Annotated in this window: 18 protein-coding genes, 1 tRNA gene, 1 pseudogene and 1 riboswitch; of the genes and pseudogenes, 10 read left to right on the top strand and 10 right to left on the bottom strand. The window is 62.3% G+C overall.

Features of this window, described 5'->3' with window-relative positions; translation table 11 throughout:
• The first annotated feature begins 109 nt into the window (after window positions 1–109).
• The 3 genes from C9427_RS28030 to C9427_RS28040 all read left to right on the top strand — a co-directional run bounded on the left by C9427_RS28030 (window position 110) and on the right by C9427_RS28040 (window position 3,129).
• Window positions 110–1,981: an acyltransferase family protein gene (locus tag C9427_RS28030; protein WP_107652281.1), complete on the top strand. Its 1,872-nt coding sequence runs from the start codon at window positions 110–112 to the stop codon at window positions 1,979–1,981.
• A gap of 77 nt (window positions 1,982–2,058) precedes the next feature.
• A tRNA-Gly gene (locus C9427_RS28035) sits at window positions 2,059–2,132 on the top strand.
• A 169-nt stretch (window positions 2,133–2,301) separates the two neighbouring features.
• Window positions 2,302–3,129 carry an MBL fold metallo-hydrolase gene (locus tag C9427_RS28040; RefSeq protein WP_107652282.1) on the top strand — a complete coding sequence of 276 codons (828 nt, stop codon included), beginning with the start codon at window positions 2,302–2,304 and terminating at the stop codon, window positions 3,127–3,129.
• A 98-nt stretch (window positions 3,130–3,227) separates the two neighbouring features.
• On the opposite strand, the gene C9427_RS28045 is transcribed toward C9427_RS28040, so the two are convergent.
• A complete protein-coding gene (locus C9427_RS28045) occupies window positions 3,228–4,217 on the bottom strand; it encodes a LysR family transcriptional regulator (protein ID WP_107652283.1) in 990 nt (329 codons plus the stop codon).
• 291 nt (window positions 4,218–4,508) lie between these two features.
• Between C9427_RS28045 and chvE the strand changes: the two genes are divergently transcribed.
• From chvE to araD1, 4 genes are all read left to right on the top strand, one after another.
• Window positions 4,509–5,573: a multiple monosaccharide ABC transporter substrate-binding protein gene (chvE, locus tag C9427_RS28050; protein ID WP_107652284.1), complete on the top strand. Its 1,065-nt coding sequence runs from the start codon at window positions 4,509–4,511 to the stop codon at window positions 5,571–5,573.
• A gap of 99 nt (window positions 5,574–5,672) precedes the next feature.
• Window positions 5,673–7,205: a multiple monosaccharide ABC transporter ATP-binding protein gene (gene mmsA, locus C9427_RS28055; protein WP_107652285.1), complete on the top strand. Its 1,533-nt coding sequence runs from the start codon at window positions 5,673–5,675 to the stop codon at window positions 7,203–7,205.
• Window positions 7,202–8,494 (top strand): multiple monosaccharide ABC transporter permease, encoded by a 1,293-nt coding sequence (gene mmsB, locus C9427_RS28060; protein WP_107652286.1) that lies wholly within the window; start codon window positions 7,202–7,204, stop codon window positions 8,492–8,494. Before mmsA ends, mmsB begins: the two co-directional genes overlap by 4 nt.
• A 211-nt stretch (window positions 8,495–8,705) precedes the next feature.
• Window positions 8,706–9,698 (top strand): AraD1 family protein, encoded by a 993-nt coding sequence (araD1, locus tag C9427_RS28065; protein ID WP_107652287.1) that lies wholly within the window; start codon window positions 8,706–8,708, stop codon window positions 9,696–9,698.
• 44 nt (window positions 9,699–9,742) lie between these two features.
• On the opposite strand, the gene C9427_RS28070 is transcribed toward araD1, so the two are convergent.
• Window positions 9,743–10,516 (bottom strand): ABC transporter substrate-binding protein, encoded by a 774-nt coding sequence (locus C9427_RS28070; protein WP_107652329.1) that lies wholly within the window; start codon window positions 10,514–10,516, stop codon window positions 9,743–9,745.
• Window positions 10,517–10,625: 109 nt separating this feature from the next.
• Window positions 10,626–11,717, bottom strand: a complete 1,092-nt coding sequence (locus C9427_RS28075) for a 2'-deoxycytidine 5'-triphosphate deaminase (protein WP_097572924.1) — start codon at window positions 11,715–11,717, stop codon at window positions 10,626–10,628.
• A gap of 79 nt (window positions 11,718–11,796) precedes the next feature.
• Window positions 11,797–11,874: riboswitch (SAM riboswitch) on the top strand.
• Between the two features lie 57 nt (window positions 11,875–11,931).
• Between C9427_RS28075 and C9427_RS28080 the strand changes: the two genes are divergently transcribed.
• Window positions 11,932–13,122, top strand: coding sequence for an O-succinylhomoserine sulfhydrylase (locus C9427_RS28080; RefSeq protein WP_107652288.1), 1,191 nt, complete (start codon window positions 11,932–11,934; stop codon window positions 13,120–13,122).
• A 26-nt stretch (window positions 13,123–13,148) separates the two neighbouring features.
• Here C9427_RS28080 and C9427_RS28085 read toward each other — a convergent pair.
• Window positions 13,149–14,302: pseudogene (locus tag C9427_RS28085) on the bottom strand (ceramide glucosyltransferase).
• Window positions 14,303–14,484: 182 nt separating this feature from the next.
• Here C9427_RS28085 and apaG point away from each other — a divergent pair.
• The gene (gene apaG, locus C9427_RS28090; RefSeq protein WP_107652289.1) at window positions 14,485–14,877 is read left to right on the top strand and encodes a Co2+/Mg2+ efflux protein ApaG; all 393 of its coding nucleotides are present in this window, start codon (window positions 14,485–14,487) and stop codon (window positions 14,875–14,877) included.
• 5 nt (window positions 14,878–14,882) lie between these two features.
• Here apaG and C9427_RS28095 read toward each other — a convergent pair whose 3' ends face one another.
• The 3 genes from C9427_RS28095 to C9427_RS28105 form a co-directional block, all read right to left on the bottom strand.
• Window positions 14,883–15,917: an Hsp33 family molecular chaperone gene (locus C9427_RS28095; protein WP_107652290.1), complete on the bottom strand. Its 1,035-nt coding sequence runs from the start codon at window positions 15,915–15,917 to the stop codon at window positions 14,883–14,885.
• Between the two features lie 138 nt (window positions 15,918–16,055).
• Window positions 16,056–16,967, bottom strand: a complete 912-nt coding sequence (argF, locus tag C9427_RS28100) for an ornithine carbamoyltransferase (RefSeq protein ID WP_107652291.1) — start codon at window positions 16,965–16,967, stop codon at window positions 16,056–16,058.
• A gap of 17 nt (window positions 16,968–16,984) precedes the next feature.
• A complete protein-coding gene (locus C9427_RS28105; RefSeq protein WP_107652330.1) occupies window positions 16,985–18,184 on the bottom strand; it encodes an aspartate aminotransferase family protein in 1,200 nt (399 codons plus the stop codon).
• Between the two features lie 357 nt (window positions 18,185–18,541).
• Here C9427_RS28105 and C9427_RS28110 point away from each other — a divergent pair, with 357 nt between their 5' ends.
• Complete coding sequence (locus tag C9427_RS28110; protein WP_107652292.1) at window positions 18,542–19,060, top strand: GcrA family cell cycle regulator; 519 nt, start codon at window positions 18,542–18,544, stop codon at window positions 19,058–19,060.
• A 63-nt stretch (window positions 19,061–19,123) separates the two neighbouring features.
• On the opposite strand, the gene C9427_RS28115 is transcribed toward C9427_RS28110, so the two are convergent.
• The 3 genes from C9427_RS28115 to C9427_RS28125 all read right to left on the bottom strand — a co-directional run bounded on the left by C9427_RS28115 (window position 19,124) and on the right by C9427_RS28125 (window position 22,528).
• Window positions 19,124–20,134 carry a magnesium and cobalt transport protein CorA gene (locus C9427_RS28115; RefSeq protein ID WP_107652293.1) on the bottom strand — a complete coding sequence of 337 codons (1,011 nt, stop codon included), beginning with the start codon at window positions 20,132–20,134 and terminating at the stop codon, window positions 19,124–19,126.
• Window positions 20,135–20,327: 193 nt separating this feature from the next.
• On the bottom strand, window positions 20,328–21,053 hold the full coding sequence (phoU, locus tag C9427_RS28120; RefSeq protein WP_107652331.1) for a phosphate signaling complex protein PhoU: 726 nt from the start codon (window positions 21,051–21,053) through the stop codon (window positions 20,328–20,330).
• 209 nt (window positions 21,054–21,262) lie between these two features.
• Window positions 21,263–22,528 (bottom strand): ATP-binding protein, encoded by a 1,266-nt coding sequence (locus tag C9427_RS28125; protein WP_107652294.1) that lies wholly within the window; start codon window positions 22,526–22,528, stop codon window positions 21,263–21,265.
• Window positions 22,529–22,733: the final 205 nt, after the last annotated feature.

A 22,733-nucleotide genomic window follows, 5' to 3' on the forward strand; every position in this document is an offset into this window, starting at 1 on the left:
AGGTGACAGAGGGTACCCAGTTGATGTCGATCAGCCAGACTCACTCGTATCGCCCGGTTATGGACGGACTGCGCTGTCTCGCCGTGGTCAGCCAACACAGCGAGTGCACATGAAGTACAGGCGCGATATCGATGGCCTCCGGGCTGTTGCGGTCCTGCCGGTCGTACTCTTCCACTTCGGAATCACGGCAATTCCCGGCGGCTTTACCGGCGTCGATATCTTCTTCGTCATTTCCGGCTACCTGATCAGCGGAAGCCTCCTGGACGACCTCGAACGCGGTCAGTTTTCGATCGTCAGCTTCTACTGGCGCCGCGCCCGTCGCATTCTGCCGGCTCTGGTCTTTGTCACGCTTCTCACATGCATAGCGGCGCTGTTCATTCTCCTGCCGTCGGACCTGCATGAATTCAGTCTCAGCGTGATAGCGGCATCGACGTTCTGGTCGAACATCTATTTCTGGAAAACGACGAATTACTTCTCCATCGATGCCCAACTGCGACCGATGTTGCATACATGGTCGCTTTCGGTCGAGGAGCAATACTATATCTTCGCTCCGATCCTTATGTTCCTGATCTATCGCTATTTCGGGAAGCGCTGGCTGACGATACTCCTGCCGATCATTCTTGGCAGCTTCGTGCTGGCGATCATGGCGACATCGATGGCGCCGACCGCGGGCTTCTACCTGTTGCCGACACGTATCTGGGAACTTATGCTGGGCGCCGTGCTCATGCTGAAACGGCCCCCGGCCCTGGGCAACCGGCTTGTCATGGAACTGGCCGGCCTGGCAGGGGTTGGCCTTCTCGCCATCGGATTCCTGACGATTTCGGAGAGTGATCCGTTCCCGGGTTACAACGCCTTGTATCCGTGCCTTGGAACAGCGCTGCTTATCTACGCTGGCCAGGGTACCCCATCGACGATCGTTACCCGCATACTCGAAACCCGGCCGCTGGTCTGGATCGGTCTCATCTCGTATTCGCTGTATCTCGTTCACTGGCCAATCAATTCGTTCGCTCACTATCTTTCACTGCAAAAACTCGACCCGTCGATGATCGTTGTGATGACGGTTGCAAGCTTCGCTCTGGCTGCATTCTCCTGGAAATATGTCGAGCAGCCGTTTCGGCAGAAAAGGACTTTTACCGCCCCATTGCCCATCTTCGCCTTTTCAGCGGGCGCGATCGCTCTGCTTTGTGTTGGCGGCGCGGCCGGGGCACTGGGCAACGGTTTTCCGCAACGGTTTCCGGACTATGCCCAACAGCGGATTCCTGTCGGCGACTGGCGCAATGGCACCTGTTTCAACGAGGGCTCCAGCCAGATAGAGAACTGGAATCTCGGGGATTGCACACGCACCCACGGTTTCAAGACGAATGTCTTGTTGTGGGGAGACTCGTTCGCCGCCCACTATGTTTCAGGCCTGGACGCCAACGCAAATCAGATTCAAGCCAATGTCGTGGAATACACTTATGCGGGCTGTCCGCCGATTCTCTCCTATTTCTCCTATGCACGTCCAAATTGCACGCGATTCAATCAGCAAGCCCTGAAAATCATTGGGGATGCCGGTATCCGGACGGTCATACTCAGCGGCCGGTGGACCGACTACGCGGCGAGAAGTTTCGACGGTCTCCAGCAAACGATCGATACGCTTCATGGCCTGGGCGTGCGGGTGTTCGTCATCGGCCAGTCTCCGGAGTTCATAGCCGACGTCCGGAAAATCGCGTTCTTCGCAAAGCGCAGAAATCTGGATGATACATCCTGGCCAATGGCCATGGATCCCGGCATCAACGACCGTGTGCGCGCATTCACCAAAGGCGCCACTTTCATCGATCCGCTGAAATTCCTGTGCAGCGCGGGACGCTGTTCCTTCGCCGACGCAGGCCAGTTTCTCTATTTCGATTATGGGCATTTCTCGACAATTGGGGCCACGCTGGCAATTTCGAAATACTGGCCGAACTTTGCCGCCAACAACGCCCTCGCCACGGCGAAGTAACAGTCGGCGGCTGGCAAGGCACAAGCGTGCGCATAACGATTGCCCGAATGCCGGCTTGCATGGTAACGAGGGCTCGTGCGGGTATGATGTAATGGTAGCTTGTCAGCTTCCCAAGCTGAACGCGCGGGTTCGATTCCCGCTACCCGCTCCAGCTATGCCATAGGCGCCGGCCAGGCGGTACTCCGATCCGCCGCGCCTTAGCGATAATTGACAGTCAGCCCCTCCGGCGCTCGCGAAAACGTGACTGTCGCGCCGATAGCCATCATAATCGCTGGCGTTATCGTGGCATGAGCGCGCCAGTCCTGCCACGGGAGACAGCCATGCTCCGCCTATCCGCAGCCGCCCTGCTGACCCTGGCTTTGTGGCCGCTCGCCGCTTCGGCCCAGGAAGAGCCGACGCCATCGCGATGCGTTGCGATCGCGCAAGCGCTGCCGTCAGCCACCTATGCCAGCTTCACGGCGCCGAAGGGGCAGACGCCCCTGCTGGCCCAGGCCTTCGTCGACGGCGACGTCACGATCACCTATGCCGGCCATTCGACCTACATCATCGAGACGCCCGCCGGCGTCAGGATCGCCACCGACTTTTCCGGCGTCTACGGCGCTGACCCGCTGCCGCGCGTGGTGACCATGAACAAGGCCCACCGCACCCATTATTCGGACCATCCGGACCCCGCCATCGAATATGTGCTGCGCGGCTGGAATCCGGACGGCGGTCCGGCGCGCCACGCCCTTGTCGTGGACGATGTCTACATTCGCAACGTGCCAACGGATATCCGCAATGGCGGCGATCTCGGCAAGGACGGCAATTCCATCTTCATCTTCGAAGTGGCGGGGCTCTGCATCGGCCATCTCGGCCATCTGCACCACCGGCTGGAGGACGCGCATTACGGCGCTATCGGCCGGCTCGACATCCTGATGGTGCCTATCGACGGCGGCATGACGCTGTCGCTCGACCGGATGACCGAAATCACCACGCGGCTCTATTCCTCGATGATCCTGCCGATGCATCGCCATGCGACTCCGATCGGCGAATTCACAGGCAGGATGGGAGGCGATTTCGCCGTGGAATTCCGCTCCGGCCGGTCGCTGTCGGTTTCGCTGAAGTCCCTGCCTGACCGGCCGACGATCGTCATCCTCGAAGGAGTTTGACGCCTTCAGCCGGTTTTGCAGCCAAGTCATTGGACTTAAATCGAAAGGACCAGCTTCCCAAGCTGAAGGCGCGGATTCGCTCCGATTTAATTTGCGCTTCAGCCCACCTCCCGCAAAATGAAATCGTGCAGCATCTTGGCGGCCGGCGACAGCACGCGGTTCTTCACGGTGATCAGGCTGTAGGGCCTGACCTCGATGTCGAACTCGGTCTGGACGACGTCGATGGCGCCGGAGAGCCCCTCGGGGTTCTGGATGAATTTCGCCACCTGGATCGACACCGGCGCGATAGCGTCGGACTGGGCGACCATGACCAGGGTGAGCAACAGCGAGCTGGTGTTGAGGATGCGGTCCGGCAGGGCGATGTTGCGGTTCAGGAAATTGCTCTCCATCGCCTGGCGCAGCGGCGAGCCGCCCGACTGGAAAACCCAATCATAGGCGGCGGTCTCTTCAAGGCGCACCGCCTTGCCCTTGCTTAGCGGATGGCCGCGGCGCACGATCAGGCAGGCCTTTTCGACGCCGATGACGCGCGATTCGAACAGCCGCGGATTGAGGTCGTCGGGGATGCGCGCGATGATGAAATCGTGACGCGTGGCGATCAGCTCGCGCGCCAGCACATTGGAGGTCTCGACCTGCATGTTGATCTCGATGCGCGGATAGATGCGGCGGATTTCGCGGATCGCCGGCACGGCCAGTTCGATCGCCGGCGCCGTCACCGCGCCGAGGAACACAGAGCCGCCCTTGCCGGCCTTGAGTTCTGAAATTTCGCGGTCGACCTCGCGCATTTCGAGCAGGATCGAGCGAGCGCGCCTCGCCAATGCCTTGCCGTAGGGCGTCAGCGTGATGCCGCGCGGCAGCCTTTCGCACAGCTTGACGTTGAGCACCGCCTCCATCTCGGCGATCATGCGCGAGGCGGCGGGTTGCGAGATGTTCAACACCTGCGCCGCGGCACTCACCCGGCCGTGATCGTCGAGCGCGGCGATCATGCGCATGTGGCGCAGGCTCAAGCCGCTGCGCAACAAGGTTTCGCCGGCGCCCGGAACGTCGTCGTAACCGCTTGAAATTCCCTGGGGATTCCGCAATGCCGCCATGATCTTCGCCAGCTCCCGCCTATGTTTCGGACTGCTTCATTGATATACCAGTTTCGATATAGCAACCATCAGAGATCGCATTTGACAGTTATGTCAAAGGGACACACCCTCCGCGCGTCCCGAGACGTGTCAGTCGATGACGAGAAAAATCGTATCGATTGAAACAAGCGTACCGGGGCCGATTGGGAGGATACCGGAGATCGATAGACGACAGCGGCGCTCGCGCTTCTGCTCGACTGCGCGGCCCGCGAAGCCCCGAGGTGTCGCGTCCATCAACCAGGGAGAGTTACTGTGAAAATCATCAAGACACTGGCCGCCATGGCGGCCCTTGGCATCGCGGCCATGACGCTGCCTGCGCAGGCAGGCGAAGGCCTGGTCGGCGTGCTGATGCCGACCAAGACCTCGCAGCGCTGGATCAATGACGGCGACGCCGTCAAGTCCCAGCTGGAGGCGCTCGGCTACACCGTCGACCTGCAATATGCGCAGGACGACATTCCAAACCAGCTCAGCCAGTTGGAAAACGAAATCACCAAGGGCCCGAAGGCGCTGATCATCGCCTCGATCGATGGCACGACCATGTCGGACGCGCTGCAGAAGGCCGCTGACGCCGGCGTCGTCGTCGTCGCCTATGACCGCCTGATCAAGAAGACCGCCAATGTCGACTACTACACCACCTTCGACAATTTCGGCGTCGGCGTCATCCAGGCCAAATCGCTGCTCAAGGGCCTCGGCTATCCGGAAAAGAAGGGCCCGTTCAATATCGAGCTGTTCGGCGGTTCGCCGGACGATAACAACGCCTTCTTCTTCTACAACGGTGCCATGTCGGTGCTGCAGCCGCTGATCGATGACAAGACGCTGGTCGTGAAGTCCGGCCAGATGGGCATGGACAAGGTCGGCACGCTGCGCTGGCTGGCCGCCACCGCCCAGGCCCGCATGGACAATCTGCTCTCCGCCAACTACTCGGACGGCAGCCGCGTCGACGGCGTTCTCTCGCCTTATGACGGCCTGTCGCGCGGCATCATCGCCTCGCTGCGCGCTGTCGGCTACGGCACCGCCGACCAGCCGTGGCCCATCGTGACCGGCCAGGACGCCGAGACCGCCTCGGTCAAGGCGATCATCGCCGGCGAGCAGTATTCGACCGTGTTCAAGGACACCCGGGAACTCGCCAAGGCCACCGTCGAACTCGTCGACAAGGTGCTCACGGGCGGCAAGCCGGACGGCCTCGACACCACGACCTACAACAACGACGTCAAGGTCGTCCCCTCGATCCTGTTGACGCCGCATGATGTCGACAAGTCGAACTACCAGGCGCTGGTGGTCGACTCCGGCTACATCAAGGCCGACGAACTGAAGTAATCCCGGTTGCAAAGTCTGGGGTCCTGCGCAACGCAGGGCCCCTTTTCGTTAACCAGCGAGCCCGGTATGTTTGCCGATCTCGGAGGAGCTTAATTCCTGATGACCTCGACGATTTTGGAGATGCGCGACATCACCAAGACGTTCCCCGGCGTGAAGGCGCTGTCCAACGTCAATCTCAGCGTCGAAGAGGGCGAGATCCACGCCGTGGTCGGGGAGAACGGCGCTGGCAAGTCGACGCTGATGAAGGTGCTGTCGGGCGTTTATGCGTCCGGCACCTATGACGGCGCGATCGTCTACCGGGGCGAGGAATGCCATTTCAAAGGCATCCACGACAGTGAACACAAGGGCATCGTCATCATCCACCAGGAACTTGCACTGGTGCCGATGCTGTCGATCACGGAAAACATTTTCCTTGGCAACGAGCACGCCAGGTACGGTGTCATCGACTGGGATGCCAACGAGACACGCACCAGCGCCCTGCTCAAGAAGGTGGGCCTCAAGGAGGACCCCAAGACGCTGATCACCAATATCGGCGTCGGCAAGCAGCAGCTGGTGGAGATCGCCAAGGCGCTGAGCAAGGAAGTGAAGCTGCTGATCCTCGACGAGCCGACGGCGAGCCTGTCCGAAAAGGACAGCCAGGCGCTGCTCGATCTGTTGCTCGAATTCAAGCGGCAAGGAATCACCTCGATCCTGATCTCGCACAAGCTCAACGAGGTCAACCGGGTCGCAGACAAGGTGACCATCATCCGTGACGGGCGGACGATCGAAACGCTTGCCAAGAAAGACATTTCGGAAGACCGCATCATCACCTCGATGGTCGGCCGCTCGCTCGACGACCGCTATCCGCCGCGCGAGCCGGACATCGGCGAGATCGTGCTCCAGGTGAAGAACTGGTCGGTCTATCACCCGATCCATGCCGATCGGCAAGTGATCAAGGGCATCGACATCAATGTCCGCAAGGGCGAAGTGGTCGGCATCGCCGGGCTGATGGGCGCCGGACGCACCGAATTCGCCATGAGCCTGTTTGGCCGCTCCTACGGCCGCCGCATCAGCGGCGAGGTGCTGCTCAAGGGCAAGCCGATCGATGTCTCCTCGGTGAGCAAGGCGGTGGCACACGGCATCGCCTACGTCACCGAGGACCGCAAGACCTACGGCCTCAACCTGATCGACCATATCAAGCACAACATCACGCTGGCCAATCTGGGCGGTGTGTCGCGTCACAGCGTGATCGACGATCTGCGCGAACTCGCCGTCGCCAATGAATACAAGGCCAAGACCAACATCCGCTCGTCCAGCGTCTATCAGATGACGGGCAATCTGTCGGGCGGCAATCAACAGAAGGTGGTGCTGTCGAAGTGGCTGTTCGCCAATCCCGAAGTGCTGATCCTCGACGAGCCGACGCGCGGCATCGACGTCGGCGCCAAATATGAAATCTATACGATCATCGCCCGTCTCGCCTCCGAAGGCAGGGCGATCATCGTCATTTCGTCGGAAATGCCCGAACTGCTCGGCATCACGGACCGCATCTATGTCATGAATGAAGGACGCATCGTGGGGGAAATGGCCGCAAGCGACGCAAGTCAGGAAAAAATCATGCGCGCCATCGTCCGCGGAGAAGGAAAAGCATCATGAGCACCGAAAGCGCTCCCGGGCCGCAGAGCGGCGTCGCCCAAGACCTACAGCAGACACCTCGCGTTGCCGTCTCGGCGCTGGTCACCAATCTGCGCGAATACGGCCTGATCCTGGCGCTGATCGCCATCATGGTGTTTTTCCAGTTCACGACATCCGGAACGCTGTTCAAGCCGGTGAACCTGAGCAATCTGGTGCAGCAGAACAGCTTTATCATCGTGATGGCGCTGGGCATGCTCCTGGTTATCGTCTCCGGCCATATCGATCTCAGCGTCGGCTCCGTCGCCGGTTTCATCGGCGCGCTGGCGGCGATGATGATGGTCATCTGGCCGCTCGGCCCCTTGAGCAATCCGCTGGTGGTGTCGGTCATCTGCCTGATCGTGGGTGGCGCGATCGGCGCGGCACAAGGCTACTGGATCGCCTATCACCGAATACCGAGCTTCATCGTCACGCTGGCGGGGATGCTGATCTTCCGCGGCATCTGCCAGGCGCTGCTGGGTGGCGGCTCTTCCGTGGGGCCGCTTCCACCCGGCTTCAAGGCGCTCAGCTCCGGCTTCATTCCCGACGTGATCGGCTCGTTGACGCTGATCCCGCCGGTGGTGAACGCCGCCGGCAAGACCATCGTCGGCAGCGGGCTGACGCTGCACATGACGACGATCGTGATCGGCCTCGCCGCCGTGCTTGCCTATGCCTATTTCGGGCTCAGGGCGAGGCGCAGCCGCGAGCGGCATGGCTATGAGGCCGAACCCTTCACGCTGTTCGTCGTCAAGACCCTGGTGACCAGCGCGCTGGCGCTGTTCCTGGTCTACCAGTTCGCCACCTACAGAGGCCTGCCGATCGTCCTCATGGTGATGGGCGTGCTGATTGCGCTGTTCGTCTTCGTCACCAAAAGGATGACGATCGGCCGCCGCATCTACGCGATGGGCGGCAACGCCAAGGCGGCGCAGTTGTCGGGCATCAAGACCGAACGGCTGACCCTGATGGTGTTCATCAATATGGGCGTGCTGTCGGCGCTTGGCGGCCTGATCATCGCGGCGCGGCTGGGGCAGGCCGTGCCGGCGGCGGGGCTCGGCAGCGAGCTCGACGTCATCGCCGCCGTGTTCATCGGCGGCGCTTCGGCCATGGGCGGCGTCGGCCAGGTCATCGGCGCCGTGGTCGGCGGGTTCATCATGGGCGTCATGAACAACGGCATGTCGATCATGGGCGTCAATGTCGACTGGCAGCAGGTTGTGAAGGGCCTGGTGCTGCTCGGCGCCGTGGTCTTTGACGTCTACAACAAGAACAAGGGTTGAGCCGGGAACAACCTGGCCGGACGAGGAAACCATACGGGTCACATCGCGGCTGCCGGCAAGAGGCCGGTGCGAAGAAGTCTCCTGAGAGACCAGGCCAGCGAGCGCAATCCGGACGAAGAATTTCACCCGTGGCGCGGACCTGGTCCGGGTCGCGCTTGGAAGGGTTTGCCACACCGGCAGGCCGCCAAGGCAATTCTAGAGAGGGTACATCATGCTGATCTCCCAGATACTCGACGACGCCGAGACGATCCGTGTCGTTGCCCGCAACGGCGGCAAGACCCGGATCATCAACGGCGCCCGCAGCGTCTATTCGCTGGCGATGGAGGCCGCCCGCACCGGCACGGGCCTCGAAGCGCTCATCGAACGCAAGGGCTACGGCGAGACGGTCGATCTCGATGCCATCTATAAGAAGGGGCGGCTGGTATCGCCGATCAACCATCCCGATCCCGCGCATCTCCATCTCACCGGCACGGGCTTGACACATCTCGGCTCCGCGGCGACCCGCGATTCCATGCATAAGAAGCTCAACACCGACGGCGAGGAACAGCTCACCGATTCCATGAAGATGTTCCGCATGGGACTGGAGGGCGGCAAGCCGGCCAAGGGCCAGATGGGCGTGCAGCCGGAATGGTTCTACAAGGGCAATGGCACGATGGCGGTGGCGCCGGGCGCGGCACTGATGTCGCCCGCTTTCGCGCAGGACGCCGGCGAGGAACCGGAGATCGCCGGCATCTACGTCATCGGCGACGACGGCGCGCCGTTCCGCGTCGGCTTCACGCTGTCGAACGAGTTTTCAGACCATGTCACCGAGCGCGTGAACTATCTGTTCCTCGCGCATTCCAAGCTGCGCAACGCCTCGTTCGGACCGGAGATCCTGATCGGCGACCTGCCGTCCGACATCAAGGGCTCCTCGCGCATCCTGCGCGACGGCAAGCTGCTTTGGGAAAAGCCGTTCCTGTCGGGCGAAGCGAACATGTCGCACACCATCGCCAATCTCGAGCACCACCATTTCAAATATTCGGCCTTCCGCCAGCCGGGCGACGTGCATGTGCACATGTTCGGCACGGCGACACTGTCTTTTGCCGACGGCATCCGGACCGAGGCCGGCGACGTCTTCGAGATCGAGGCCGGGGATTTCGGCCTGCCGCTGCGCAATCCGCTCGAAATCGAGAAGCCGGTGAAGGTGGCGGTGAAGGCGCTTTGAGCGGGTGATCTCCCCCCATGAGGGGGAGATTGGCAGTTCCAACCTCAATAAATATCGAAGTCGAAATATTTGGCCTGGATCTTCTTGTAGGTGCCGTCGGCGACGATGGCGTCTATGGCCGCGTTGAGCTTTTCGCGCAGTTCATTGTCTTCCTGGCGCACGGCGATGCCGGCTTGCGTCTCGGTGCCCTTGACGTCGCCGACCATCTTGCAGCAGCCGTCGCTGGCCTTCTTCATCCAGTCCATCAGCACGAACTTGTCGGAGAGGACGGCATCGAGACGGCCGTTCATGAGGTCGGTGATCGCCTCTTCCTGGGTCGGATAGAGCTTCGCCTCGGCGCCGGCCTTGCCATAGACGTTCTGGGCATAGTCGGCCTGGGTTGTGGAGGCCTGCGCCCCCACCGTCTTGCCGGCAAGCGCCTCAGCTTCGGTCGAAGTGATCTCCGTGTCGTTCAGCGCCACCAGCGAAAGCGGCGTCGTATAGTATTTGTTGGTGAAGGAGACCTGCTTCTTGCGCTCCTCGGTGATGCTCATCGAGGCGACGATGGCGTCGAACTTCTTGGCCTGGAGCGCCGGGATCATGCCGTCCCAGTCCTGGGTGACGAGCTCGCATTCGACCTTCATCTGAGCGCAAAGCGCATCGGCGATGTCGATGTCGAAGCCGACCAGCTTGCCGTCCGCGGTGATGGTGTTGAACGGCGGATAGGCACCCTCGGTGCCGATCTTCAGTTTTTCCTGTGCCTGTGCCAACGAGAAACCAGGGCCGGCCACCAGCATGGCAGCAGCCGCTGCCGATATGATCCATCTCGAAATCCGCATTTTTTTGTTCCCCTTGCGGTTGCTCATTTGAAGGTCGGCATAGCCAAGCATGGTGCGCCCGGTCAGGCAAGCACAGTGTGAGGCAAGCAAAGTGAGACTGGCGGAACGATCAGCGCGCGGCGCGGAAATGCTTGGACAGTTTCAGGCCCTGCGCCTGGTAGTTCGAGCCGAGATCGGTGCCGTAGAGCGCCTGCGGCCGCTTCAGCATGTGCTCGTAGACCAGGCGGCCGACGATCTGGCCGTGATCGAGGATGAACGGCACTTCATGGCTGCGCACTTCGAGCACCGCCCGGCTGCCGGTGCCGCCGGCCGCCGAATGGCCGAAACCCGGATCGAAGAAGCCGGCATAGTGGACACGGAATTCGCCGACCAGCGGATCGAAGGGCGTCATCTCGGCGGCGTAGAGCGGCGGCACATGCACCGCCTCCTGGCTGACCAGGATATAGAATTCGTCGGGATCGAGCACCAGCTCACCGGCGCCGCTCTTGTAGAGCGGCTCCCAGAAGTCGACGACATCCTGCGCGGCGCGCTTGTCGACATCGACCAGCCCGGTGTGATGCTTGCCGCGGTAGCCGACCAGCCCGTCCTTGTCGCCATCGAGGTCGATCGACAGTGCGATACCGCCACCGGAAATGTTCGGCGGCTCGGTGGCGACCAGCGTCTCGGCGCGGTGCAGTTCGCTAAGCTCGCGTTCCGACAGAAGCGCGTTGCCGGTGCGGAACCGGATCTGCGACAGCCGCGAGCCGGTGCGGACCACTATCGGGAAGGTGCGCGGGCTGACCTCCAGATAGAGCGGCCCGGTGTAGCCGGCGGCGATCTTGTCGAACTCGTGGCCGCGATCAGTCATCACGCGGGTGAAGATGTCGAGCCGCCCGGTCGAGCTCTTCGGGTTGGCCGAAGCCGAAATGTTTTCAGGCAGCGCCAGGCTTTCGAGCAGCGGCACGATGTAGACGCAGCCGGTTTCGAGCACCGCGCCCTCCGCCAGATTGATCTCATGCAGCTTCAGCCGATCGAGCTTTTCGGCGACCTTGTGGTTCGGACCGGGCAGGAAGGAGGCGCGCACGCGCCAGGCCTTGTCGCCGAGCCTGAGGTCGAGGCTGGCCGGCTGGATCTGATCGGCATCAAGCGCAGGCGCCTTCAGCGCGCCGGACTGGAACAGCGCGGAAATGTCGTGATCGGGAAGAATGCCTGTCTGCCGCAAAGGCTGCTCCAAGAGGCCGCTGGTACAAACCTCTTAATCAAGCCGGCAATTGACGCAAGCGCGGCGCGGGTCTAAAGGGTCGTTATCCCGTGGTGATTTGGCCGGTCGGCTTGCAGCCACGTTAAACAAGTCGCTAAAGGACCGTCGGGCCGCAAGGCCGTATGGACCGGTTGCGACTTTCGCGGCCGGTTTTTTTGTGTCTGGAACAAAAGCGATGAGCACCAAGAAGCGCAACTGGAAGCCTCAGACCACACTCGTGCATGGCGGGACGCTGCGTTCCGGCTTCGGCGAAACCTCCGAGGCGATGTACCTCACCCAGGGCTACGTCTACGAGACGGCACAGGCGGCGGAAGCCCGCTTCAAGGGCGAGGAACCGGGCTTCATCTATTCGCGCTACGCCAATCCCACGGTCGACATGTTCGAAAAACGCATGTGCGCGCTGGAAGGCGCGGAAGACGCGCGCGCAACCGCATCAGGCATGGCGGCGGTGACCGCCGCACTTCTGTGCAGCGCCAGGGCCGGTGACCATATCGTGGCGGCGCGCGCGCTGTTCGGCTCCTGCCGCTGGGTGGTCGAGACGCTGGCGCCGAAATACGGCATCGAGGCGACGCTGGTCGACGGCACCGACATCGCCAACTGGGAGAAGGCGGTCCAGCCAAACACCAAGCTGTTCTTCCTGGAAAGCCCGACCAATCCGACGCTGGAAGTGGTCGACATCGCCGCCGTCGCAACGCTTGCCAATTCGATCGGGGCGCGGCTGATCGTTGACAACGTCTTTGCCACCCCCTTGCAGCAGAAGCCCTTGCAGCTCGGCGCCCACATCGTCGTCTATTCGGCGACCAAGCACATCGATGGCCAGGGGCGGTGCCTGGGCGGCGTCATCCTGTCGGACAAGAAGTGGATCGACGAGAATTTGCACGACTATTTCCGCCATACCGGCCCCAGCCTGTCGCCGTTCAATGCCTGGACGCTGCTCAAGGGCCTGGAGACGTTGCCGCTGCGCGTGCGCCAGCAGACGGAAAGTGCCGGCAAGATCGCGGATTTCCTCGCCGAGCGGCCTGAGATTGCCCGCGTCATCTATCCCGGCCGTGCCGATCACCCGCAGGCGGCTGTCGTCAAGAAGCAGATGACGGGCGGCTCGACGCTGATCTGCCTCGACGTCAAGGGCGGCAAGCAGGCGGCTTTCGCCTTCCAGAACGCTCTCGACATCGTGCTGATCTCCAACAATCTTGGTGACGCCAAGAGCCTGATCACCCATCCGGCGACGACGACGCACAAGAATCTCAGCGACGAGGCCCGCGCCGAACTCGGCATCGGACCGGGCACGCTGAGGCTGTCCGTCGGCCTGGAAGACACGGACGATCTGCTCGGGGATGTCGAGCAGGCGCTGAAAGCCGCCAAATAGGGATAAGGTATTGGTCGGCCCGATGGTCAGGCGCCCGACGGAGTCTCTTCCAGGTCGGCGACGGCTTTGGTGTGGATGGTCATCGTGTTGCCGCGCCAGTCTACGGCGCCGCTGAGCCAACCGCGCGCCCAGATCGCCGGAAGCATGATGTCACGCGCGATCATCGCCGGGATCGTGCGCAGCGACAGGTGCCAGCCCTTGGCCGCGGCCAAGACGCATTCCGGAAGATAGGCGAGCGCCAGCACGCCGATGGCCGTGACCGCAGGCTGATGCCGAAGCCTGCCGCCGCCACCAGTGCAAGCACCAGCGGCGCCGCCACGCCGGTCAATATTTCGGGCGCGAAGAACAGCGGGAAGGTGACGCGGCGCAAGCGCGCCCAGCGGGCCTGGCGTGACCAGATTTCGCCAAATGTGCGCTGGCCGAGCGGCTGCTCGAATGGCGAGGCGACGAGATTGACGCGCAAGCCGAGTCCATTGACCAGCTTGGTCGCGGCGGCGTCCTCGGCGATCTCGGCGGCAAGCGCGCGAATGCCGCCATTGGCATCAAGCATCGGCTTGTTCCACAGCATGCTCTTGCCCTGGGCAAAGCCGAGGCCAAGCGCCTCGCCGGCATATTGCCAGCGCGCCTGCAGCGGGTTGAGGAAGGCGCATTCGACTTCGGCCCAGAACCCATCCGGCCGCGAGCCGATCGGCGTCGAGCAGACGAGGCCTGTGTCCGACCGCCATGCCGCCATCAGATGCTGGACATAATCCTTCGGCATCAGGACGTTGGAATCGGCAAGGATGACCCAGTGGTGACGGGCGGCTTCCCAGCCCTTGACGCAGTTGTTGAGTTTCGGATTGCCGCTGATGCGATCGTCGCCGACCAGCAGCCGCGCCGGCACCTTGGGAAACCGGGCAACCGCCCTGTTTATCAGTTTGACCACCGGATCATCGGCATTAGCGACACAGAAGATGAGCTCGTAACGCGGCCAGTCGAGCGAGAAGGCACGCGCGAGCGTCTCTTCGGTAAATGGCTCGACGCCTCGCGAGGGGATGACGATCGACACCGGCGGCGCCTTGCCGGAGGGCGGCGCGATGGTGCCTCGCCGTTTCAGCCCCATTGAGGCAAGCACGATGCTGGCGAGATTTGAAAGGAGCAGAGCTGTCGAGAGCAGGGCGACTATGACTGTCAGTACCATCGGATCTGGTCACTCCGGAAAACCGGCTCGAGTCGCCCGGTACAAGCCCGTGCACACCATCATTGTCATGTGTCACTTAAATGACATTGTTTGCCGGCACCTGCCCTAGATCAAAAGACACGCTGCGTTGACCAAGCCACGATGCGGGTCGAAAGTTCTGTTCGTATTGTTTGGAGTGATCAATGTACCGCGCCGTTACGCGCAACATCGAAGTGCTGGTCAGGCCGTTCTACCTGGAAGATCGCTCGGATCCGTCGGAGAACCGCTATGTCTGGGGTTACCATGTGACCATCGACAATCAGTCGGACGAGTTCGTGCAGCTGCTGTCGCGCTATTGGCACATCACGGACGGCGCCGGCCGCGTCGAGGAAGTGCGCGGCGCAGGCGTCGTCGGCGACCAGCCCGAGCTCAACCCCGGCGACAGCTATCAATATACGTCTGGCTGCCCGTTGCCGACGCCGTCCGGCATCATGGTCGGCCACTACACGATGCTCAACGCGCGGGGCGAGACGTTCAACATCGCCATCCCCGCCTTCTCGCTCGACCTGCCAGACACGCGACGCACGGTGAATTAACGGCTTCAGTTAGCCGCGCCAAACTCCGCTGGGTCGAAGTCATATTGCTTCGAGCAGAATTCGCAGGCGACATGGATGCCGCCCTCCTCGGTGCTGTCCCTGATCTCGTCGGCGGAGAAGCCTTCGAGAATGCCGCGAATCTTGTCCCTCGAGCATGAGCACTGGTCGGCGACCGGCACGCCGCCGAAGACGCGCACGCCATGCTCGTGGAACAGCCGGTACAGCAGCCGCTCGGCGCCGATCGTCGGATCGATCAGTTCAGTCGGCTCGATGGTGCCTAGCAGCGCCAGCAGTTCCTGCCAGGAATTGTCGTCCGGATCGTGGATCTCCTCGCGCGGATCGCCGTCGCCGCCCGGCAGATCGGGCACGCGCATGCGTTCTGGCGACTGCGGCAGGAACTGCGCCAGGATGCCACCGGCGCGCCATTGCTCGCGAGCGCCGCCGATGCCGGGCGTCAGAAGCTTGGCCACCGAAAGCCGGAGATCGGTCGGGATCTGCTCCGACTGGCGGAAATAGGTGCGCGCCGCCTCCTCCAGCGTCTCGCCGTCGAGCTGGACAATGCCCTGGTAGCGCTGCGTGTGGGCGCCCTGGTCGATGGTCAGCGCCAGCACGCCGCTGCCGAGCAGCGTCTGCTGCGACGTCTCGCCGGCGGCCGTCAGCGCCTCCAACCGGTCGGCATCGAAACGCGCATAGGCCCGCAATGCGGACGGCGTGGAAAAATCCGCGACCAGCATGTCGACCGGCCCGTCAGTGCGGGTCTGCAGGATGAACTTGCCTTCGAACTTGAGCGAGGTGCCAAGCAGCACCGTCAGCACGCAGGCTTCCGCCAGCAGGCGGGCGACCGGCTCGGGATAGTCGTGACGGGAAAGGATGGCGTCGAGCATCGGCCCGAGCTGGACGGTGCGGCCGCGCACATCGAGCGGCCCGACCTCGAAGGGGACGACATGGTCGTCGCCGGCGTAGCCGAATTCGCCGAGTTTGGGTTGATGTTCAGCCAATTGACGGGTTTCCAACATGACAAAGCTCCGGGGCGCGGCCATGCCGCCCTCCGGGGCGCATGCGTCTAAACGCGCTCATTTTGCGTGATGGGCCTGAGATAGGCACCACGCATTGCCCGATCAAGGTGGGCCCGATCAAGTTGGGCCCGATCAAGTTGGGCCGGATCAAGGTGGCCCGGATCAAGCGCCCAGACACCAGGCCAGGACCGCCTTCTGGGCATGAAGCCGGTTCTCGGCCTCGTCGAACACCACCGAATGCGGCCCGTCGATGACCTCGTCGGTGACCTCCTCGCCGCGATGCGCCGGCAGGCAGTGCATGAAGAGCGCGTCGGGCTTGGCCTTGGCCATCAGCGCCGCATTGACCTGATAGGGCAGGAAAACGTTATGGCCACGGGCGCGGTGTTCCTGGCCCATCGACACCCAGCAGTCGGTGACGACGCAGTCGGCCTCGTGGACAGCCTCCTCGGGCGAGCGCGTGAAGTTCAGCTTGCCGCCATGCCGCTTCGACCAGTCGACATGCTTCTCGCCCGGCTCACTGCCTTCGGGCACCGCGACATTCAGGTTGAAGGCAAACCGCGCCGAAGCTTCCAGCAGGGAATGCAGCACGTTGTTGCCATCGCCGGTCCAGGCGATGGTCTTGCCGGCCACCGGACCGCGATGTTCCTCGAAGGTCATGATGTCGGCCATCAACTGGCAGGGATGGGTGTCGTCGGTCAGCCCGTTGATGACAGGTATGGTGGCATTCTCGGTCAGCTCCAGCAGCCGCTCATGCGAGGTGGTGCGGATCATGATCGCATCGACATAGCGCGACAGCACCTTGGCGGTGTCGGCGATGGTTTCGGAGCGGCCGAGCTGCATCTCGGTGCCGGTCAGCATGATGGTTTCGCCGCCGAGCTGGCGCATGCCAACGTCGAAGGAGACGCGCGTGCGCGTCGACGGCTTGTCGAAGATCATCGCCAGCACCTTGCCTTCGAGCGGCTTCGTCCGCTCGCCGGCCTTGAGGCGCGCCTTTCGCACCACCGCGTCGTCCAGCATGAAGCGCAGGTCGCCCGCGGAAACGGCGGAGAGATCGGTGAAATGGCGAAGTGACATCAGGACTGGTTCCGGGATTACTTCGCGGCAGCCGCGGCGATGGCGTCAGCCAGGCCCCGGGCACCGGCGCGAATGCGGTCGAGCGCCTCATGGATCTCGGCATCGGTGACGGTGAGCGGCGGCAGCAGGCGGATGACGTTGTCGCCCGCCGGAACCGCCAGCAGATGCTGGTCGCGCAGCGCCATGTTCACCTTGGTGTTGGGCATGACGCATTTGAGGCCGAGCATCAGGCCAGTGCCCCGGATGCCTTCAATGACGTCGGGAAACTCATCGGCGACACCCGCCAGGCCTTGCTTCAGCAACAACGCCTTGCGCTGGACATCCTCCAGGAAGCCGTCTTCCAGCACCACGTCAAGCACGGCGTTGCCGACCGCCATCGCCAGCGGATTGCCGCCGAAGGTGGTGCCATGCACGCCAGCGGTCATGCCGACCGCTGCCTCGTCAGTGGCAAGGCAGGCACCCATCGGAAAGCCTCCGCCGATGCCCTTGGCGATCGCCATGATGTCAGGCGTGACACCGGACCATTCATGCGCGAACAGTTTTCCGGTGCGGCCGATGCCGCACTGGACCTCGTCATAGATCAACAGCAGGCCATGCTGGTCGCAGAGCTGCCGGAGCCGCTTCAGCGACTGCGTCGGCACCGGGCGGATGCCGCCTTCGCCCTGTACAGGCTCGATCAGGATCGCCGCGGTCTCCGGCGTGATCGCCTTTTCGGCGGCGTCGATGTCATCGAAACCGACCTGATCGAAGCCTTCGACCTTGGGTCCGAACCCTTCGAGATATTTGTATTGGCCGCCTGCCGCTATCGTCGCCAGGGTGCGGCCATGGAAAGCGCCTTCGAAGGTAATGATGCGAAAGCGCTCGTGATGGCCCTTGACGAAGTGGTAGCGCCGCGCTGTCTTGATCGCGCATTCCAATGCCTCGGCGCCGGAATTGGTGAAGAACACCTTGTCGGCGAAGGTGGCTTCGGCCAGCCGCTCACCCAGGCGGCTCTGCCCCGGAATCTCGTAGAGATTGGAGACATGCCAGAGCTTGGCAGCCTGGTCGGTGAGCGCGGCGACCAGATGCGGATGGCCGTGGCCCAGCGAGTTCACGGCGATGCCGCCGGCGAAATCGAGATATCGCTCGCCCTTGTCGGTAACCAGCCAAGTGCCTTCCCCATGGTCGAAAGCCAGGGGTGCGCGGGCAAAGGTCTCGAAAAGCGCCGAACCGCTCATTATATGCTTCTCCGGAACCGGAAAATCAAAAAAGCCGCCAAAGCGGCGGCCTTTGCGGCTTATCGTGTTTTTCGGCCATGAAGTCAACGAAAACGTCGCGCAAGGACGCGCGGCAAGCCCCTCAGCGAGGCGCCGGCTCATAAGCGACCGGGCAAGTTGGGGAAAACCGAAAAAACCGATTCGTGTTGCCCTTGGGACTCTTGTCACTGAGTCAACGCATAGGTATTTGTAGTCGAGAAATAACTAGATTTCGTGCGGCGGACCTAATCACCCGGTATATGTGGTGTTGTTTGCCCGGCGAGAGCCGGGTCGGGAAAGGATTCCGATCGCCGCACGTCTCAGCAGGAGCGCGGTCTCATGAACTGGACTGACGAGCGGGTCGAACTTCTTAGAAAATTGTGGTCGGAAGGACTGAGCGCAAGCCAGATCGCCGCACAGCTCGGGGGCGTCAGCCGCAATGCGGTCATCGGCAAGGTACACCGGCTGAAATTGTCGGGCCGCGGCCGATCGACGGCCACGCCGGCACGCCAGAAGAAGAGCGTGCAGGGATCGAGCGTGCAGAAATCGGTGTCACGGGCGGCAAGCGCGGCGCGGCATATGACCACGTCGATCGGCGCGACTGCGTTGCAGACGCAATTCGACGCCGAACCGGTGGCGCGTCACTACATCCGCCCGGTCGAGAACGTCGTTGTGCCGATCTCGCGGCATCTGCAGCTCGTCGAATTGAACGAGCGGACCTGCAAATGGCCGAATGGCGATCCGCTTTCGGAAGACTTCCATTTCTGCGGCAATGACGCCGCCGAAACCGGGCCTTATTGCAAATACCATTCCCGCATCGCGTTCCAGCCGGCTTCGGAGCGGCGGCGCAGCAGGTAGTTAGGGGAGTAAGGCAGTAGGGCAGTATGTTTGGGCTGCGCTTGAGCCCTACTGCCCTCTCTTTCACAGCCAACCATTGGTGCGAAACCGCCAGTACAGGAAAGAGCAGATCGCAGCGATCGCAGCCAGCACGACCGGGTAGCCGTATTCCATCCTCAGTTCCGGCATATCGCTGAAATTCATGCCGTAGATGCCGGCGAGCGCCGTCGGTACCGCCAAGATGGCAGCCCATGAGGCGAGTTTCTTGGTGTTCGCAGTTTCCTGGCTCTGGCCCACCAGAAGGCTGGCCTCGAAAGCAAAGGCGAGAACCTCCCGCAAGCTGTCTATCTTTTCCTGGACGGTGCGGATGTGATCTGTGACGTCGCGAAACAGCGGGTGCATGGCCGCATGGATCTGCGGCAGGTCGGCGCTGGTCAGCCGGCGGCAGACTTCCACCAGCGGCAGCGCCGCATTGCGCAAGCGCAACAGATCGCGGCGCAGCATATAGAGCCGCTCGATGTCGGGGCCGGTCATCGGCTTCAGTAGGACCTTGTCCTCGATCGCCTCGACCTCGTCCTCGATCTGCTCGAGCACCGGCATGTAGTTGTCGACAATGAAATCGAGAATGGCATAGAGGACGAAATCCTCGCCCTTGGCCAGCGAATGCGGGCAGCTTTCCCAATGCTGGCGAACGGCGGCATAAGACGTCGATGGACCATGCCTGACGCTGACGATGTAGCCGGCCCCGACGAACAGATGCGTCTCGCCGAAGGTGACGCGGCCGTCGATCAGCTGGGCCGTACGGGCAACGATGAACAAGGCATCGCCATATTGCTCGATCTTCGGCCGCTGGTGCGGATGCTCGGCATCCTCGATCGCCAGTTCGTGCAGATGGAATTGCGCCTGGACACGAAGCAGCAGGTTGCGATCGGGTTCCAGCAAGCCGATCCAGACGACGTGGCCCGGCTTGCCAGCCCATTCGCCAGCTTCCTCTACCGGAATGTCGGCGATGCGCCGGCCGGCGGTATAGACGCTGGAAGCGATGATGCCCGATGTCGGCGGCGGGGCCGCGGTCAGGTTCCGAACGTTTTCCATCGCTACCTCCTTGAGGCATGGCCTGGGGCCGGGATCAGGAACGTTCGGGGCAGCTTAGCTAAAGCGCATCGCTTTTGAAAGGATTCATGCGACGCATTCTAAGTTCTTGTTTTTATTTACGTCGTTATCGCAAAACCGCTGCACACTTGCGCGACATGCATCAAATTAGCAATGGGTTCGAGAGGTGGTGCGTTCACTTCACCGGCTGCGCAGCGGGAAGGACAATCTTGTCCGTCTTGTCGCCTTTTGGCCGGTCGGCCGGCATCTGGTCGCCGGTGACGATGTAATAGATCGTCTCGGCGATATTGGTGGCGTGATCGCCGATCCGTTCGATGTTCTTGGCGCAGAACAGGAGATGCGTGCACGGCGTGATGTTGCGCGGATCCTCCATCATATAGGTCAGCAATTCGCGAAACAGCGAGGTGTACATGGCGTCGATCTGATCGTCGCGGTCGCGTACGAAGCCGATGTTCTCCACCGAGCGCGACGCGTAGACGTCGAGCACTTCCTTGAGCTGCGTCAAGGCGAGGTCGGCCAGTGCCTCCAGGCCACGAAACAGGCTGGTCGGCTGGCGTCCTTCGATGACGGCAACCACCCGCTTGGCGACATTCTTGCCGAGGTCGCCGACCCGTTCGAGATCGGCCGAGATGCGGATCGCCCCGACGATCTCGCGCAAATCCGTCGCCATCGGCTGACGCTTGGCGATGATGACGATCGCCTTGTCGTCGATCTCGCGCTGTCCCTCGTCCAGAACCAGGTCGTCACGGATGACCTTCTGGGCGAGGCCGGGATCTGCGTTGACCAGGGCCGCGATCGCCTGTTCGACCATGCGCTCGGCATGCCCGCCCATCGCGGCGATGCGCTTCGACAGGTATTGCAGCTCCTCGTCATAGGCGCTGACGATGTGCACGGACTGCATGGATGAATGCCCTTCCATGGTCTTCTCACCGAGTCGTCTTCTCGAATCCTCCACTGATACGCTAGCGGGATGACAGAAAAAAGAAACAGTTAGAGCGACCTGCGTCCGATTAGACACACAAAGTACGCTCTAACCCTATATCTACGCATCGTGCTTTTCCGAAAACCGATTCCGATTTTCGGGCCCATGCGTTAGCACATAGTGCGACGTCAGTGCCTCGGCAAATGGACCGAGAAGGCTGCGCCCTTGCCGACCTCGGACTTGATCGAAAGTCTGGCGTTGTGGCGCGTAAGTATATGCTTGACGATGGACAGGCCGAGGCCCGTGCCTTTCTGGGTCCGGCTGTTCTCGACGTCGACGCGGTAGAAGCGCTCGGTGATGCGCGGGATATGCTCCTCGGCTATGCCGGGACCAAAATCCCTGATGGTGACGTCGATGCCCGGTTCGGGACCGGCATCGCCAGGGGCGATCGACACCACGACGCGTCCGCCCGACTGTCCGTATTTGCAGGCGTTTTCCAGCAGGTTTTCGAAGACCTGGAAGAGTTCGTCCCGGTCTCCCGGCACATCAAGCGGCCCTTCCGCGAAATCCCGCTCGATGGCGACGCCGTTTTCCCTGGCAAGCGGCCCAAGCGAATCGATGACGCTGTCAACGGTCTGGCGGAGATCGACCTCGTTTCCCGGCTTCAGATAGGGTTTCATCTCCAGCCGCGACAGCGACAAGAGATCGTCGATCAGGCGCGCCATGCGGCCGGTCTGGTTCTGCATGATCTGCAGGAACTGCTCGCGCGCCGCCGGATCGTTGCGGGCCGGCCCCCGCAGCGTCTCGATGAAGCCTGATATCGAAGCCAGCGGAGTACGCAGTTCGTGGCTGGCATTGGCGATGAAATCGGCGCGCATCCGGTCGATCCGGCGCGCCTCGCTTTGGTCCTTGAACACCAGCACATAGAGATCGGTGCCGTGGCCGACCGAAGAGGCGCTCACCCGGTAGGCCCGTTCGACCGGCAGCTTTTCGGTGTAGTCGACGACATCGGAGGCGACATTTCCCGACAAGATGCTGTCCAGCAGGGCCTGCATTTCCGGCGCGCGGAATTTGAGCGACAGCGACAGGCCTGGCGCGATGCCGCCAAAGGCGGCGAAGGCGGCAGCGTTGGCATGGACGATCATGGCCGTGCGGTCGAAGATGATCAGCGGATCGGCAACGGCCGCCGCCAGATATTCGCCCGACAGCCGCTGCAGCCCGCTGGCCTCGATCGCCGCGCCGCCCTCGGCGGACTGGCGCGCAACGTCGGTCTGCAGCATCGCGGCGGCAAGCAGTACGGCACAGGCCAGCAGCACGACATAGCCGGACATGCCGGCGAACCAATAAACCGCCAGAACCGCGCCGATGCCGGCGGCAAGCAGCCTGCGGCTGTTCCACAGCCGGATAGCGACCGTCTGCGCCGCGCCTTCATGCTCCGCGCCCATCTCAGCCATTGTCAGCCATTCGCGCGCACCTCGTGCCCGGCATCCTGTCGGTCAGCGGGCTGGAAAACTTCCCGCTGGACCGGTCTAGCGCACGACCCCGAAAAATCGGAATCGATTTTCGGAGAGGATCATGCGCAAAATCAAAGTGCTACAGCATCCTTTGCGCGTCCAAACGGACGCGCGGCACTGCAGAGCGCCCCCAATAGCATGAGTC

The organism is Mesorhizobium helmanticense (genome assembly GCF_003034915.1).
Lineage (GTDB): Bacteria > Pseudomonadota > Alphaproteobacteria > Rhizobiales > Rhizobiaceae > Mesorhizobium > Mesorhizobium helmanticense.